We start from the raw sequence: 16,930 nt of genomic DNA, 5'->3' as shown, positions 1-16,930 counted from the left end.
ATGGCGGTCGGCAAACTGGCACAGACGAAACCCGATCCCTGCTCCTTCGTCATCTTTGGCGTCACCGGCGATCTCGCGCATCGGCTGGTGATCCCGGCCCTCTACAATCTGGCGGCAGCCGATCTGCTGCCGGAAAAGTTCTGCGTCGTCGGGATAGCCCGCAAGGGCATGACCAGCGACCAGTTGCGCGACAGCCTGATGAAGGGCCTGCATCAATTCGCCACGCGCCAGGTGGACGAGGAGATCGCGATGCGCCTGCTCGCATGCGTCACCTGCATCGAGGCTGACCCGAGGGATCCCTCCTCGTTCGACGCGATGGGCGAGCAACTCGACAAACTGGAAGCCGCGCGAAACACCCAGGGCAATCGCCTGTTCTACCTCGCGACGCCGCCGAGCGCCTTCCTGCCGATCAGCCGCGAACTCGGCCGCACCGGCATGCTGGTCGAGAACGGCACATGGCGGCGGCTGGTGGTCGAAAAGCCGTTCGGCACCGATCTGGCATCGGCAAGAGAGCTCAACAGCGAGCTCCTGAAGCTGGTCGAAGAGCATCAGATCTACCGGATCGATCATTATCTCGGCAAGGAGACCGTCCAGAACATCCTGGTGCTGCGCTTTGCCAACGGCATGTTCGAGCCGATCTGGAACCGCAACCATATCGACCACATCCAGATCACGGTCGATGAAAAGCTCGGCGTCGGCCATCGCGGCAGCTTTTATGACGCGACCGGCGCGTTGCGCGACATGGTGCCTAACCATCTGTTTCAACTGCTGTCGCTGGTCGCGATGGAGCCGCCATCGAAATTCGATGCGCATTCGGTGCGCTCGGAGAAGGCCGACGTGCTGGCCGCGATCCAGACCCAGAGCGAGCAGGAGGCGCTGCACAATTCGGTGCGCGGGCAATATCGCGCCGGCATGGTCGGCGACACCGAGATCGAGGATTATCGCAGGACTGCCGACGTCAAACCCGCCAGCACCACGGAAACCTATGCCGCGCTGAAACTGACCATCGACAATTGGCGCTGGGCCGGCGTTCCCTTTTATCTGCGCACCGGCAAGGCGCTCGGCATCAAGCGCACCGAGATCGCCATCAAGTTCAAGCAGGCGCCGTTCGCGATGTTCCGCGACACGCCGGTGGACCGGCTCTCGCAGAATTACCTGATCATCTCGACCGAACCGACCGAAGGCATCGCGCTGCAGTTCAACACCAAGGTGCCGGGCCCGGCCATCAATATCGACGGCGTCGAGATGAAGTTTCGCTACAAGGATTATTTCCAGGCCGAGCCATCGACCGGCTATGAGACCCTGATCTACGACTGTATGATCGGCGACAACATCCTGTTTCAGCGCGCCGACAGCGTTGAGGCCGGCTGGCGCGCGGTGCAGCCCTTTCTCGACGCCTGGAAGAACGCCGGCGGCAAGGGCCTGAAGGTCTATGAACCCGGCAGCGAGGGCCCCGAGGAGGCCAACGACCTCCTGGAGCGCGATGGCCGAAGCTGGCGGAAGCTCAGTTAGAGATATGTCGAACGACAATCGCCATGTGATGACAGTTGCCGATCCGGCCGCGATGGCCGAGGCCGCCGCGGAGCGGGTCATCGCGCGGATATCGGAAAACGCCGGCCGCGTCGCGATCTGTCTGACCGGTGGTTCTAGTCCGAGACAGCTCTATCAGTTGCTCGGCACTGACCCCTGGCGAAGCCGGATTCCGTGGCAGCGCGTGCACTGGTTCATGGGCGACGAACGCTTCGTTCCGGCAGATGATCCCCTCAACAACATGGGCGTGGCACGGAAAACCTTTCTGAACCAATGTGCGCCGGCCGCCAACGTCCATCCAATCCCGACGAGTACAGCCGACCCCACCGATCCCGGTCGCGGTGCTGCGCTCTATGAGGGCGAACTGAAAGCGTTCTACGGCGCCGATGCCCTCGACCCGGCCCGGCCGCTGTTCGATCTCGTGCTGATGGGCGTCGGGCCCGACGGCCATACCGCGTCGCTATTTCCCGGCGATCCCGCGCTCGACGAGGTCAGGCGCTGGGTGGTCGGCGTACACAAAGCGAATGTCGAACCGTTCGTCCCGCGCATCACGCTCACGCTTCCGACACTCGCTTGCTGCCGCGAAATGCTGTTCGAGATCGCAGGAGCCGACAAACGCGCGATCTTGACGCGCGTTTTCGCAGGCGAGAACCTGCCGGCGAACCGCGCGCGATCCGACGGCGAGACGATCTGGCTGGTGGATCAGGCGGCATTGCCGGAGAATTTTCGTGCGTGATGCGGCAAGCCCCTGCGCGCTGGTGGTGATGGGCGTCTCCGGCTCGGGCAAGAGCACCATCGCTGAAAGCCTGGCCGCGCGGCTGGGCTGGCGCTACGAGGATGCGGACAAATTTCACCCGCCCGCCAATGTCGCGAAGATGAGCGCGGGCCAGCCGTTGACGGATGAAGACCGCTGGCCGTGGCTGCAGGCGATTGCCGACGAGATCGACCGCCTTTCGGCGGCCGGACAACGCGCCGTCGTCGCCTGCTCGGCGCTGAAGCGCAGCTATCGCGACATTCTCGTGCATGGACGCGATGATATCCGCATCGTCTTCCTGAACGGGACGCAGGACCTGATCGCGGACCGGTTAGCTGCCCGCAAGGGGCATTTCATGCCGCCGGGGCTGCTCGCCAGCCAGTTCAGGACGCTGGAGCCGCCGCAGCCAGGCGAACGTCCCATTACGGTGTCGATTGCCGCGCCGATTGAAACCATCGTGGACGACATTGTCCGTCAATTGAAAGTGCCCTCATGAGCCGCATTGCACTTGTCGTTTCCGATGTCGATGGCACGCTGTTGACCAAGGACAAGATCCTCACCGACGACGCAAGGAACGCCGTGCGCGCGCTGCACGCCGCCGGGATCGGCTTCACCATCGTCTCAAGCCGCCCGACCATCGGCATGGGCTTTCTGATCGAACCCCTTGCGATCACGCTGCCGGTCGGCGCCTTCAACGGCAGTTCGATCGTTAATGCGAAGCTGCAGCCGATCGAGCAGCATCTGATCGCGCCAGCGATAGCGCAGCGCAGTCTCGACGTGCTCAATGAATTCGGCGTCGATATCTGGCTGTTCAGCAACGAGCGCTGGTACACGCGCAATCCGGACGGCGAATACGTTCCGCACGAGATACGGGCGATCAAGGCCGATCCGACCATCATCGCGGATTTCACGCCGCATCTGCTAGAGGCCTGCAAGATCGTCGGCGCCAGCTCGGACGCGGCACTGCTCGCGCGCTGCGAAGCCGCAATGCAGCAGGCGCTGGGCACGGAGGCCACCGCGGTTCGCTCGCAAACTTATTACCTCGACGTCACCCCCGCGGGCCACGACAAGGGCACCTTCGTCGAGAACGTCGCCAAACGGCTCGGCATTTCCTTCGACGCCGTCGCCACCATCGGCGACATGCAGAACGACCTGCCGATGTTTGCCCGAAGCGGCATGTCGTTCGCGATGGGAAACGCGGCCGATGACATCAAGCAGCGCGCCACGCATGTCACCGATACGAACGAACGGGGCGGTTTTGCCCGCGCGATGGAGACGGTTCTGAAGTTCGGCTAGATCGAACCGAAGCTACTTCGACCGCTGCATCGCCGGCTTCTCGGTGGTTTGCTTCGCCGCGCTGAGGTTATGGGCGGTATTGATCAGCGCGATATGCGTCAACGCTTGCGGGAAATTACCGGTCTGGCGGCCAGCGCCGGTGTCGAACTCCTCGGCCAACAGGCCGACATCATTGGCAATCGCCACCACGCGCTCGAACAACACCCGCGCCTTGTCGAGTTCTCCCGTCAGCACATAGGCATCGGCGAGCCAGAGGCTGCAGGCCAGGAATGCGCCTTCCGCCGGCTGCTGCTCGACTTCGCGGGGGTCATGCCGCAACACGAAGCCGTCCCGCATCAGGTGTTTCTCGATTGCGACCAGTGTGCCGCGCACGCGAGGATCCGTTGGTTCAAGGAACCCGACCGATGGCAGCAACAGGATGCTGGCATCCAGCATTTTCGAACCGTAGGATTCGACGAACGAGTTCAGCTCGCGATCAAAACCCTTTTCGCAGACGTCGCGATGAATGATGTCGCGCAGCCTCCGCCACTTTTCCAGTGGCGCCTTGAAGCCGAATTTTTCGACGCTCTTGATGCCACGGTCGAATGCGACCCAGGTCATCACCTTGGACGAGACATAGTGCTTGCCGTCGCCGCGGCGCTCCCAGATGCCGTGATCCAGCTGATCCCATTGTGTGGCCAGATGCTCCAGCACCGTGCATTCCAGCGCCCAGCTTCCTTCATAGAGGTCGAGCTTGGCTATTCGCCACTGATGGAAGGCGTCGATCAACTCGCCATAGACGTCGAGTTGCAGCTGCGCGTACGCGGCGTTGCCGACCCGGACCGGCTGCGCGCCCTCATAGCCCGGAAGCCAGCCCGCTTCCCATTCCAGCAGCCGCCGCTCTCCCATGATGCCGTACATGATCTGCATGTTGGCCGGCGATCCCGCCACCGCGCGCAACAGCCAATTGTGCCAGGCGAGGGCTTCCTCGGTGTAGCCCGAGTTCATCAGCGCCAGCAGCGTAAAGGTGGCATCGCGCAGCCAGCAGAAGCGATAGTCCCAGTTGCGCGCGCCGCCGAGTTTTTCCGGCAGCGAGGTAGTGGGCGCCGCGACGATGCCGCCGGTCGGCGCATAGGTCAGCGCTTTGAGCGTGATCAGCGAGCGCATCACGAGATCGCGATGTTCGCCTTCGTAGCTGCAGCGGGCGCTCCATTCGCTCCAGAACGCCTCGGTTTCCTGCAAAGCGACCGCGGCATCGATCGGCCCGGGCACCGCCAGATGCGAGGGCCCGTAGGTAAGGACAAAGGGCACGGTATCGCCCTCGCCTACCTCAAACTCCGCCACCGTGGTCAGGTCCTCGCCGCGGGTCGCGACCGGCGTTCGCAGCACGGTCATGTCAGGCCCGCAAATCGCGAGCAGCCCCGAGCCGTCCTCGCTTTTCCTGACCCAGGGAATGTCGGCGCCAAAACCAAAGCGGATCACCAATTGCATCCGCAGCTTGACCCGGCCGCTGACCCCGCGCACCAGCCGCACCACGTCGGACGCATTGCCGCGCGGCGGCATGAAATCGATCAGCTCGACCACGCCATTGGCGGTGTCAAACCGCGTCTCCAGGATCAGCGTGTTGCCCCGGTAGCGGCGTGACGTCCTGGTGATCTCTTCTGCGGGCGCGATCAGCCAGCGGCCATGCTTATGGGTGCCGAGCAGCGCGGCAAAGCAGGCGTCGGAATCGAACGCCGGCCAGCACAGCCAGTCGATCGAGCCGTCACGACCGACCAGCGCCGCGGTCTCGCAATCGCCGATCAATCCGTAATCTTCTATCCTGCACGACAAGGCTTGCTACCACCTGGATCGGACCTATCCGCGCGACCGCTCGCGTGTCGCCGCCTTCAGCGCGGCAACGTCGATCGTGGACGCGATCTGCTCGAGCGGCACCGGCAGCCGGCGACGCCAGTTCGGGTGTTCGTTGACCGTGCCGGGAATATTGGGCTGGTCCACCAGACCCAAAAAATCCTCCAGCGCGATCGCGAGCAGCCGTGATGGCGTCCGCGCGAGGAAATTCGTCACGGAATAGAGATCGTTTTTGTCGATGCCGTTACCGCGCAGCAAATCGTCCAGCATCGCCAGCGCGTGCCAGCGCGCATCATCGCTTTCTCCGGGGTCGATGCCGAGCGCGCGCTTGGTCTTGAGGTCGCCAAAAGAACGCCAGCCGGCATAGGTCGAGAGATCGTGGGTGTTGAAGGTGACCAGTGCGTTGGCGAGGTAGTGATCGAGGCTCTTGAACGGACCTTGGTCCTCGCGCTCGAACATCATCACCAGATAGGACCAGATGCCCCAGCTGGCGATCTGGTCGCGGAATCCCTCCGGCACCGTGCCGAGGTCCTCGCCGATCACGACGCAGCGGCTGGCGACACTCTCCTGCGCAGTTGCGGCCAATAACGCCTCGAACGGCATCGGCACATAGACGCCGTCGGCGGCGCTGAAGCCTTGCGGCACCAGGTAGAGCCGTTTCAGGCCGAGCACGTGGTCGAGCCGGATCGCCCCGGCGTGCCGCATCGAGGCGCGCAGCATTTCGCGATAGGGCTCGAAGGATTTTTGCTCCAGCCCGGTCGCGTTGAACCCGGCGAGACCCCAGCTTTGGCCCGCGGTGTTGAGCGGATCGGGCGGCGCGCCGACGCCGAGGTGCCTGGAGATCGCCACCTGCTCGTTCCAGGCGTCGAAACCATCGGACTGAACGCCGACGGCAACGTCGAGATAAAGCCCGACCTTCATGCCGAGCTGGTGAGCACGATCCTTCGCGGCAGCCAATTGCCGGTCAGCGGTCCATTGCACGAATTCGACGAAGCCGATCTCGGCCGCGTCGGCGCCATGGTGCAATTCGGCGCACATCGCATCGTCCGGCTGCCGCCACGGCTCCGGCCATTCCCACCAAGGCTTGTTGAATCTGTGCCGGAGGACTTCGAAGCAGGCGAACCGCGACAGCAGGGCGGCGCGCTCGGCCCGGAATATTTCCAGGTCCTGTCGGCGACTTTCTGTCGCACCGGCCGTAAACTGGTCAAACGCCACCCGTAGCGCCCGCCACTTTAGACTGGCAATGCCGACATAATCGATGATTTCGCCGGTCTTGACGCCCGCCAGCGCGCCTCTCGTCTCGTCGTCGATGCGGAATTCAGGGATCTTCTCGACGTCAATATAGAGCGCGTTGAGAAACAGCCGGCTGTTCGGCGAATAGGGGCTGCAATCGCCGGGCCGGTCGTCGAACAGGGCATGCAGCGGATTGAGGCCGACGCCATCGGCGCCGAGATGATGTGCGAGCTCAATCAGGCCTTGGAGGTCCGTAAAATCGCCCATCCCCCAGTTGCGCTCGGACCTGACGCTGTAGAGCTGAACCGCCAGCAGCCAGACACGATCGAAATCCCCGCCAAAAGCCCTTGGCGGCGCCGATATCAGCGGTACGTCCTCTGTGACCACCCCCGCATCGGTCAATTGCAGCCGATGGATGCCCAGCGGCAGCCGTTCGGGCCATGCAATAGCCCGTTCGTTTGCTTCGCCCTCCGCGACAACCTCCGCCCCCGCAACGATTTTCCATCGGACCGGAAGTTTTGCAGTCGCTGCGAGTTCGGTGTGGGCCACCTGCCCTGACCGGACCACGACCGGGGCGCCAATCAGCGGGCCCGGGGCCTGCGGCGGCAAGGCATCGAGGATGATTTTGAGGGCGGCCGCGTCCGTCACACGGCGATGACCCTGACCGTCCACGAATTCGGTCTGGATTCCCTGGCTGGCAGCTTGAGCGAAAAGGTCCATTCGGCACGCGGTTTGCACGCAAACGTCTCAGAGGCGTCGCGAAATTGTCCAAATACAGGAAGGGGATAGACGGTGTCTAACGCTCAGCCCTCTGATCGGTTCCAAGGGAACCAAAGTCGGCTGAGCGGCTTCTTACATATCTCCGGAACGTCTCCTTTCTCGCAAGTGAAATGGGGCGTCGTTTCCATGGCTATGGCATCACCGTGAACAAAAAAGTCCAAACCGGCGAAAGCTCCAAGGCCGGCGTCTCCTTCCGATTCGATACTGCCGATCCGCTGAATGACGGCGGCAGCTTTGCGATCGATGCAAGCGAGGTGCCAGCCGTCGAGTCCAGCGACGACGAGCTTTGGTACAAGGATGCCATCATCTATCAGCTCCACGTCAAGGCTTTTGCCGACAGCAACAATGACGGCATCGGCGATTTCGCAGGCCTGACGGAGAAGCTGGGTTACCTCCAGGATCTCGGCGTCACCACGCTGTGGCTGTTGCCGTTCTACCCCTCACCCGGGCGTGATGACGGCTACGACATCGCCGACTATGGCGACATCAATCCCGATTTCGGGACGATGAAGGATTTCCGGCGCTTCATCCAGGAAGCCAAGCGGCGCGGCCTGCGCGTCATCACCGAGCTCGTCGTCAATCACACCTCCGACCAGCACGACTGGTTCAAGCGCGCCCGGCGCAGCGGCCCGGATTCGAGCGCGCGCAACTGGTACGTCTGGAGCGATACCGACCAGAAATACCAGGGCACGCGGATCATCTTCACCGATACCGAGAAGTCGAACTGGACCTGGGACCCGGAAGCCGGCCAGTTCTACTGGCATCGCTTCTTCGCGCACCAGCCGGATCTCAATTTCGACAATCCGCGCGTGGTCAGCGCGCTGGTGAAGGTGATGAAGCGCTGGCTCGATACCGGTGTCGACGGTTTCCGCCTCGATGCCATTCCCTATCTGTGCGAGCGCGACGGCACCAACAACGAGAACCTGCCCGAGACCCACGCCATCATCAAACGGCTGCGCATCGAGCTCGACGCCTATGCCAAAGGCAAGGTGTTGCTCGCGGAGGCCAACCAATGGCCCGAGGACGTGCAGGAATATTTCGGCCGCAGCGATGAATGCCACATGGCCTATCATTTCCCGCTGATGCCGCGCATCTACATGGCGATCGCGCAGGAAGACCGCTTTCCGATCACCGACATCCTGCGGCAGACGCCTGACATTCCGAGCAATTGCCAATGGGCGCTGTTCCTGCGCAACCATGACGAGCTGACGCTGGAAATGGTCACCGACGTCGAGCGCGATTATTTGTGGTCGACCTACGCCAACGACCCCCGCGCCCGCATCAATGTCGGTATCCGCCGGCGCCTGGCGCCGCTGATGGACAATGACCGGCGCAAGATCGAGTTGATGAACTCGCTGCTGCTGTCGTTCCCGGGCACGCCGATCATCTATTACGGCGACGAAATTGGCATGGGGGACAACATCTATCTCGGCGATCGCAACGGCGTGCGCACGCCAATGCAGTGGACGCCGGACCGCAATGGCGGGTTCTCGCGCGCCGATCCGGCGCGGCTTTATGCGCCCACCATCATGGATCCCGTCTACGGCTATGAATCCGTCAACGTCGAGGCGCAGTCGCGCAGCCTGTCGTCGCTGCTGTCAGCCACCAAACGGCTGATCGCGGTCCGCAAATCGACGCTGGCTTTCGGCCGCGGCACCATGACGTTCATCCGCCCGGAAAACCGCTCGGTGCTGTGCTATGTGCGCCAATACGAGGACGAGGCCATCCTCTGCGTCGCCAATTTGTCGCGCTCCGCACAGGCCACCGAACTCGATCTCTCGGCGTGGAAGGACCGGATTCCCCTGGAGATGCTCGGCCGCACGCGCTTCCCCGCGATCGGCGAACTGCCCTACATGATCACGCTGGCGCCGTACGGTTTCTACTGGTTCGAGCTGCAGGAGCGCGACAAGTCCGAGCCGGTGGCGCAGCGGGCGGTGCCCGAATTCGAAACGCTGGTGGTGCCGCTGGGCGCGACCTGGGTGTCGCTGGCGCGCACCCGCGGCGTGTTCGAACGCGACGTGCTGCCCGGGCATCTGGCGCGGACGCGCTGGTACCCGGAGCGATCGGCCAAGGCCATCCAGCCGACGCTGATTTCGGCGATCCCGTTCTGCGATATCGGTGACAACCGGCCGTGGCTCGCCTTCTTCAAGTCGACGCAGCGTGGCGTCACCACGCGTTATGTGCTGCCGATGCAGATCGAATGGGTGCGGTTCGACCGCGAGCGCTACAACCCACGCGCCCTGGCGGCCGTGCGTCAGGGCGCCCGCGAAGGAACGCTGCTCGACGTCGCCAACGACCAGATTTTCATCGCGATCCTGCTGCGAAACCTCAAGGAGTCGCTGATCGTCGACGAAAGCGAGCAGGGTTTGAAGCTGGAATTCCGGCCGACCAGCCGTTTCTCCGACAAGGCAATCAAGCAGCCCGAGCACATCCGCACGATCGAGACCGAGCGGGCCGACAGTACTGCGCAGGTGGACGACGATTATGTCGTCAAGATCTACCGCACGCTGCAGGCCGGCATCAGTCCCGAGATCGAGATGGGCCGCTTCCTGACCGAGATCGCCGGCTTTGCCAACACGCCGGCGCTGCTCGGCAGCGTCGAACTGATCGATGGCGACGAACGAAACGCCATCGGCATTCTGCATGCTTTCGTCGCCAATCAGGGCGACGCCTGGGCCGTGACCGCGGCCTATCTCGACCGCTTCGTCGACGAGCAGCGGCTGCTGGCGGCAAGCGAGCGTGTCAGGGAAAGCGAGGATCAGGTCTCGTTTCTGCGCTACATGTCGCAGGCCGGCCGGCGCGTCGCCGAGATGCATGTCGCACTGGCCAGCAACAATGAGCTGCCCGACTTCGTGCCGGAGCCCATCAAGCACGAGGATGTCCAGCGCTGGTACGGCGACACCCTGGCCCGCGTCGAGCGCGTCTTCGACACGCTGAAGCAGCGACGCGATGCGCTGAAAGAGGCGGATCGTCCGCTGGTCGATCAGCTATTGGCCCAGCAATCCGGCCTGCCCGATCGGCTGAAGGCGCTGTTGCCGCAAGAAAATGCCGGGCTCAATATCCGCCATCACGGCGACTTCCATCTTGGCCGGCTGCTCATCGTCAAGGACGACATCTTCATCGTCGATTTCGACGGCGACCCGCGGCGCTCCATCGCCGAGCGCCGGCGCAAGGCGCCCGCGGCGCGCGATGTCGCCAGCATGGTTCGTTCGATCGATTATTCGACGACTGCAGCCCTTGAGCGGGCGCTCAAGGTAGCCCACGATGAAAACGGCAGGCTCGGGGCTGCGCTCGCCGAGTGGCGCAATCGGGCGACCGCCGCGTTCCTGGCCGCCTATCGCGAAGCCCTGGTTAACAAGCGCCTTTGGCCGGCCGACCCCGAAGCCGCCGAGTCGATGCTCAACTTCTTCCTGCTGGAGAAGGCATGCTACGAGATCGAATATGAACTATCCTACCGGCCGGATTGGCTACGAACGGCCTTGACCGGAATGCTCCGTATTTTGCCGCAACAGTCGCTTGAGGCCTTATGACCAAGCTACCCGCCGAGGCCTATGCAATCATCCAGGGCAATCACACCGATCCCTTCCATTATCTCGGCCTCCATACCGAGGGCGACCGCAAGATCGTGCGTGCGTTCCTGCCGGAAGCCTCCAATGTCGAGGCAATCGGTGAACATGGTGAACGGGCGCCGCTGGCGCGGATCCATGACGCCGGGCTGTTTGCCGGTGCGCTGCCCAACGGCTCTACGCGCTATCAATTGCGCGCCCGGTTCGGCGACAAACTGGTCGAACTCGACGACCCCTACCGCTTTCCGCCCGTCCTGAGCGACTTCGACCTTTATCTGCTCGGCGAAGGCACTCATCAGCGCATCTACGACAAGCTCGGCGCCCATCCGATGACGCTGGAAGGCGTCGCGGGGGTGGCCTTCGTCGTGCTGGCGCCGAACGCCCGCGGCGTCCACGTGGTCGGCGATTTCAATTACTGGAATCCGCGCCGGCACCCGATGCGGGTGCGCGGCGTCGGCTATTGGGAGCTGTTCATCCCCCACGCCAGCGTCGGCGACCACTACAAGTTCGACATCATCGAACCCAACGGACAACATTTGCCGCTGAAGTCCGATCCGGTCGCCTTTGCCGCCGAAGTGCGTCCCAAGACCGCCTCGATCGTTTTCGACCAGGCCAATCTGCCGCGTCCGCGCCCGGCTCCGACGGGAATGAACGCGTTGAACGCGCCGATGTCGATTTACGAGGTTCATCTCGGCTCATGGCGACGCAAGGGCAGCAACGAATGGCTGACCTACCGCGAACTCGCCGAGCAGCTTCCGGCCTATGTCAGGGATCTCGGATTTACCCATGTCGAACTTCTTCCCATCAGCGAACATCCGTTCGACGGCTCATGGGGCTATCAGCCGACCGGCCTGTTCGCACCGACCAGCCGGTTCGGCACGCCCGAGGATTTTGCCGCGCTGGTCGATGCCTTCCATCGCGAGGGCATTGCCGTGCTGCTCGACTGGGTGCCCGGACACTTCCCCGACGATCCCCACGGCCTCGGCCATTTCGACGGCACCGCATTGTACGAACACGCCAACCCCTTGCAGGGCCGCCATCTCGACTGGGGCACGCTGATCTACAATTACGGCCGCACCGAAGTGGTGAACTTCCTGGTGTCGAACGCGCTGTTCTGGCTGGAAAGATACGCCATCGACGGGCTGCGCGTCGATGCGGTCGCCTCGATGCTCTATCTCGACTACTCGAGGCCCGCCGGCGAATGGATTCCGAACCAGCATGGCGGGCGGGAAAATCTCGAAGCCATCGGCTTCCTGCGCCGCTTCAACACCGAAGTGTTCGGACGCTTCCCGGACGCCACCACCGCGGCGGAAGAATCCACCGCATGGCCGCAAGTCTCCCGCCCGGTCGAATATGGCGGGCTCGGCTTCGGCTACAAGTGGAACATGGGCTGGATGCACGACACGCTGAAATACATCGGCAAGGATCCGATCCACCGCAAATTCCATCACGGCGACATCCTGTTCGGCCTGCAATATGCGTTCTCGGAAAACTTCATCCTGCCGCTGTCGCATGACGAAGTCGTGCACGGCAAACGCTCGATCCTGGGACGGATGCCCGGCGACGACTGGCAGCGTTTTGCGAATTTGCGCGCCTATTACGGCTTCATGTTCGGCCATCCCGGCAAGAAGCTGATGTTCATGGGCTGCGAATTCGGCCAGGAGCGCGAGTGGAATCACGATCACTCGCTGGATTGGCACCTGCTGCAGCAACCAAGGCACGCCGGAATCCACAGCCTGGTCCGCGACCTCAATCACCTCTATCGCACGGTGCCGGCGCTGCACGAGCTGGATTGCAGCCAGCCGGGCTTCGAATGGGTCATCACCCATGATTCCGGCGGCAACGTCTTTGCCTGGGTCCGCAAGGGCCTTGATGCGCGAGCGCGCTGCCTCGTGGTCGTGAACTTCTCGCCCAACGTCTACTATGATTACCGGGTACGTGTGCCGTTTGCCGGCAAATGGAAAGAAGTATTCAATTCGGACTCCGCGCATTATGGCGGCAGCAATGTCGGCAATATCGGCGAGGTCCGGACGCTGGAGGGCAACATCCCCGAACTCAACCTGACCATTCCGCCGCTGGCCGCGATCTTTCTCGTACCGGATAGCTGACGCATGCGCCTGACCGCGGGAACGCCCTCACGTCTTGGCGCAAGCTGGGACGGCAGGGGCACCAATTTTGCGCTGTTCTCGGCCAACGCAGAGAAGGTCGAACTCTGCCTGTTCGACGGCCAGGGCCGCCGCGAACTCGAGCGCATCGAATTGCCCGAGCGAACCGAGGATGTCTGGCACGGCTATCTCAACGACGTCTCGCCCGGGCAGCTCTACGGCTATCGGGTCCACGGGCCCTACCATCCCGAGCACGGGCACCGCTTCAACGCCAACAAGCTGCTGCTCGATCCCTATGCAAGGCGGCTGGCCGGCCGGCTGGTCTGGAGCGACGCGCATTTCGGCTACCGGGCCGGCAGTTCGCGCGAGGATCTCTCCTTTGACCGGCGCGACAACGCCCGCGGCATGCCCAAGGCGGTGGTCGTCGACGAGACCTTCAATTGGGGCCGCCGCGAGATGCGCCCCAACATTTCCTGGGAAGACACCATCATCTACGAGGCCCACGTCAAGGGCCTGACGCAGAAGCGCGACGACGTCCCGCCGGGCCTGCGCGGCACCTATAGCGGGCTCGCCTCGCCTGCGATGATCGATCATCTCAAGCGCCTTGGCGTCACCACCATCGAATTGCTGCCGGTCCACGGGCTGATCGACGACCGCGTGCTGGTCGAAAAGAAGCTGGTGAACTACTGGGGCTACAACACACTGGCGTTCTTCGCGCCCGAAGGGCGCTACGCGCAGGACAATCCGCTCGATGCGTTCCGCACCACGGTGGCACGGTTGCACGACGCCGGCATCGAGGTGATGCTCGATGTCGTCTATAATCACACCGCCGAAGGCAATCATCTCGGCCCGACGCTGTCGTTTCGCGGCATCGACAATGCGTCCTACTACTGGCTTAAGCCGGACAATCGGCGCTTTTATGACGACTTCACCGGCTGCGGCAGTTCGGTCAACCTGACCCATCCGCGCGTGCTGCAAATGGTGATGGATTCACTGCGCTATTGGGTCGAGGTCTGCCACGTCGACGGCTTCCGCTTCGATCTCGCCACCACGCTGGCGCGCGGGCCGAACGGTTACAACCGCAACGCCGCCTTCCTCACCGCCGTGCGGCAGGATCCGGTGCTGGCGACCGTGAAACTGGTCGCCGAACCCTGGGATCTCGGTCTGGGCGGCTACCAGGTCGGCGCGTTCCCGTCGCAATGGTCGGAATGGAACGACCGATACCGCAGCGCGATGCGGCGCTACTGGAGCGGCGCAGGCAGCCTGATCGGCGAAATATCCGGTCGTATGACCGCCTCCTCCGACCTGTTTCACCATGACAATCGCGCGACGCGCGCCGGCATCAACCACATCACCGTTCATGACGGCTTCACGCTGGCGGATTTGTTCAGCTACAACGAGAAGCACAACGAGGCCAACGGCGAAGACAATCGCGACGGCTCCAGCCACAACGACAGCAACAATTGCGGGCATGAAGGCCCGACCGATGACGTTGCGATCATTGCGTTGCGCCGCCAGCTCCGCAAGAATCAGCTGGCATGCCTGATGCTCGCGCAGGGCACGCCGCTGATGCTGGCCGGCGATGAAGTCGGCAACTCGCAAGGCGGCAACAACAACGCCTATTGCCAGGACAACGAGATCGGCTGGGTTGGTTGGGAAAACCTCGGCAAGGAAGGCGAGGACCTCACCGATTTCATCGGCCATTTGACCGGCCTGCGCCGGCGGTTCGGCCAGATCCGCTGCCAGCGCTGGCTCGATGGCCGTCGCGCCGACGGCTCCTACGGCGTGCTGTGGCTGACGCCGGCCGCCGAGGAAATGAAGGAATCCGACTGGAAGTTTCCGGAAGGACGATTCCTCGCCTATGTGCTCGGACCGATGGAACAAGGACAAGCACCGATCTTTATCGTTCTGAACGCCGCCCCCGAAGAGATCGCATTCAAATTGCCCAAGATGAGCAAATACAAGAGCTGGCAGCGGGTGCTGAATACCACCGAAATCGCACAAGCGACGGCCGACTTCGCTGCGGGCGCCGACCTGAAAGCACCGCCGCGCTCGGTGCTCGCCTTTGCGGGCTCAGCATGAATGACCGACAATTTGGCCCACAGCTGACGAAAGACGGCACGCGCTTTCGCCTGTGGGCGCCGGCGGCCAAGCGCGTCGATTTGCTGCTGCAACAACCCCATGCGATGCAGCGCGGCGACGATGGATGGTTTGCCGCCGAGGTCCCCGGCGCGAAATCAGGCGCCCACTATAAATTCCGCATCGATGACGAGATCGATATCCCCGACCCCGCCGCCGATTTCCAGCCCGAAGACGTCTTCGGTCCGAGCGAGGTGATCGACCACGCCGCCTTTCCGTGGCGCGCGACGGAGTGGCGCGGGCGGCCCTGGCAGGAAGCCGTCATCATCGAGGCTCATGTCGGAACCTTCACGCCGGACGGCAGCTACCGCGCCATGATCGGGCGGCTCGATCATCTCGTGCAGACCGGCATCACCGCGATGGAATTGCTGCCGCTGGCGGACTTCGCCGGCAGCCGCAACTGGGGGTATGACGGCGTGCTGTGGTATGCGCCCGACAGCGCCTATGGCCGGCCTGAGGATCTCAAGGCGCTGATCGACGAGGCGCATCTGCGCGGCCTGATGGTGTTTCTCGACGTGGTCTATAACCATTTCGGCCCCGAAGGAAATTATCTCGGCCGTTACGCGCCGGGGTTCTTTACGGAAGCCCACACGCCGTGGGGCAGCGCGATCGATTACCGCGTGCCGCAGGTACGCGCCTTCGCGATCGAGAATGCGCTGCATTGGCTGCGCGATTATCGCTTCGACGGATTACGGCTGGATGCGGTGAACAGCATCGTCGAGCCCGGTGGTCTCTCGCTGCTGCACGATCTCAGCATGGCTGTAGGTCAGCTCGCCGCGGCTACCGGGCGGCACATTCATCTGGTGCTGGAAAACGGCGACAACCGCGCCAGCATTCTGGATGCGGCGCAGGACCCTCCGCGCGGCAAATATCGCGCGCAGTGGAACGATGATTATCATCACGCCTGGCGCGTGCTGATGACCCGCGAGAAGCAGGGATATTATTGCGACTATCAGCGTTCGCCGCTGGACGATATCGCCAGATCTCTATCCTCAGGGTTTGTCTACCAGGGCGAAATGTCGGAGTTTCGCCGCGGCAGGCGCGGCGAACCCAGCGGCAAACTCGCACCGACGGCTTTCATCAATTTCCTGCAGAACCACGACCAGATCGGCAACCGCGCCTTTGGCGACCGGCTCGAAGCAGTGGCGGATCCCAATGCGATCGAAGCGGCGCTCGCCGTCATGCTGTTGGCCCCTGCGATCCCGATGCTGTTCATGGGGGAGGAATGGGGCTCGAAAACACCCTTCCCATTCTTCTGTGATTTCAAGGGCGATCTTGCCGACGCGGTCCGCAAGGGGCGCCGCAGCGAATACGCCTGGGCCTATGCCGAATATGGCGACGAGGTCCCCGACGCGTTGGCGCTATCCACCTTCCAATCGGCTGTCCTCGACTGGAATGAACGTGCCGCGCCGGCGGCACAACGACGGCAGTCAACCGTGCAGCAGATGCTGGCGATCCGCCGGCGGGAGATCGTGCCTCGCCTCGCCAGCGCGGCATTCGGCGAAGCAGAGGCCGCCGGCAATGGCCTGCTGACCGCCAGTTGGCGCATGGGCGATGACGCCACGCTTCGCCTGCTCGCCAACCTGTCGGACCTGGAGATCGCCAATACTTCAGGTGAATTCAAGGGAACCCTGATCTGGGGCAGCGAGTTGGGAGAGCGCGTCCCGCCATGGTCGGTGCACTGGCGCATCGGATAG

At 63.1% G+C, this 16,930-nt stretch carries 10 protein-coding genes; 8 read left to right on the top strand and 2 right to left on the bottom strand.

Translation table 11 applies throughout. The features are described from left to right. Genes zwf through JQ609_RS01765 form a run of 4 tightly spaced genes read left to right on the top strand, consistent with a single transcriptional unit; the run spans nt 1 to nt 3,580 of the window. Nucleotides 1–1,512, top strand: a complete 1,512-nt coding sequence (gene zwf, locus JQ609_RS01780; RefSeq protein WP_212271788.1) for a glucose-6-phosphate dehydrogenase — start codon at nt 1–3, stop codon at nt 1,510–1,512. 4 nt (nt 1,513–1,516) lie between these two features. Continuing rightward, nucleotides 1,517–2,266 carry a 6-phosphogluconolactonase gene (gene pgl / locus JQ609_RS01775; RefSeq protein ID WP_212271787.1) on the top strand — a complete coding sequence of 250 codons (750 nt, stop codon included), beginning with the start codon at nt 1,517–1,519 and terminating at the stop codon, nt 2,264–2,266. Nucleotides 2,267–2,294: 28 nt separating this feature from the next. Next, the gene (locus JQ609_RS01770) at nt 2,295–2,780 is read left to right on the top strand and encodes a gluconokinase (protein WP_212271829.1); all 486 of its coding nucleotides are present in this window, start codon (nt 2,295–2,297) and stop codon (nt 2,778–2,780) included. Beyond that, complete coding sequence (locus JQ609_RS01765; RefSeq protein WP_212271786.1) at nt 2,777–3,580, top strand: Cof-type HAD-IIB family hydrolase; 804 nt, start codon at nt 2,777–2,779, stop codon at nt 3,578–3,580. The genes JQ609_RS01770 and JQ609_RS01765 overlap by 4 nt, the downstream gene beginning before the upstream one ends. 12 nt (nt 3,581–3,592) lie before the next feature. Here the strand turns inward: JQ609_RS01765 and JQ609_RS01760 are convergent, their stop codons facing one another. Then, nucleotides 3,593–5,392 (bottom strand): glycoside hydrolase family 15 protein, encoded by a 1,800-nt coding sequence (locus JQ609_RS01760; protein WP_212271785.1) that lies wholly within the window; start codon nt 5,390–5,392, stop codon nt 3,593–3,595. Nucleotides 5,393–5,416: 24 nt separating this feature from the next. After that, nucleotides 5,417–7,363, bottom strand: coding sequence for a 4-alpha-glucanotransferase (malQ, locus tag JQ609_RS01755; protein WP_212271784.1), 1,947 nt, complete (start codon nt 7,361–7,363; stop codon nt 5,417–5,419). Nucleotides 7,364–7,662: 299 nt separating this feature from the next. Here malQ and treS point away from each other — a divergent pair, with 299 nt between their 5' ends. From treS to treZ, 4 genes are read left to right on the top strand one after another with little or no spacing between them, the layout of a single operon-like run. Next, complete coding sequence (treS, locus tag JQ609_RS01750) at nt 7,663–10,953, top strand: maltose alpha-D-glucosyltransferase (RefSeq protein WP_312014787.1); 3,291 nt, start codon at nt 7,663–7,665, stop codon at nt 10,951–10,953. Then, nucleotides 10,950–13,097: a 1,4-alpha-glucan branching protein GlgB gene (glgB, locus tag JQ609_RS01745; RefSeq protein WP_212271782.1), complete on the top strand. Its 2,148-nt coding sequence runs from the start codon at nt 10,950–10,952 to the stop codon at nt 13,095–13,097. The genes treS and glgB overlap by 4 nt, the downstream gene beginning before the upstream one ends. Nucleotides 13,098–13,100: 3 nt before the next feature. Beyond that, nucleotides 13,101–15,176 carry a glycogen debranching protein GlgX gene (gene glgX, locus JQ609_RS01740; protein WP_212206359.1) on the top strand — a complete coding sequence of 692 codons (2,076 nt, stop codon included), beginning with the start codon at nt 13,101–13,103 and terminating at the stop codon, nt 15,174–15,176. Further along, entirely contained in the window at nt 15,173–16,930 is a 1,758-nt protein-coding gene (treZ, locus tag JQ609_RS01735) for a malto-oligosyltrehalose trehalohydrolase (RefSeq protein WP_212271781.1), read from the top strand. The genes glgX and treZ overlap by 4 nt, the downstream gene beginning before the upstream one ends.

Source organism: Bradyrhizobium sp. AUGA SZCCT0169 (assembly GCF_018130085.1).
Taxonomy (GTDB): domain Bacteria; phylum Pseudomonadota; class Alphaproteobacteria; order Rhizobiales; family Xanthobacteraceae; genus Bradyrhizobium.
The sequence above is the reverse complement of the archived record's forward strand: the minus strand, read 5'-3'. Positions and strand labels throughout refer to the sequence as shown.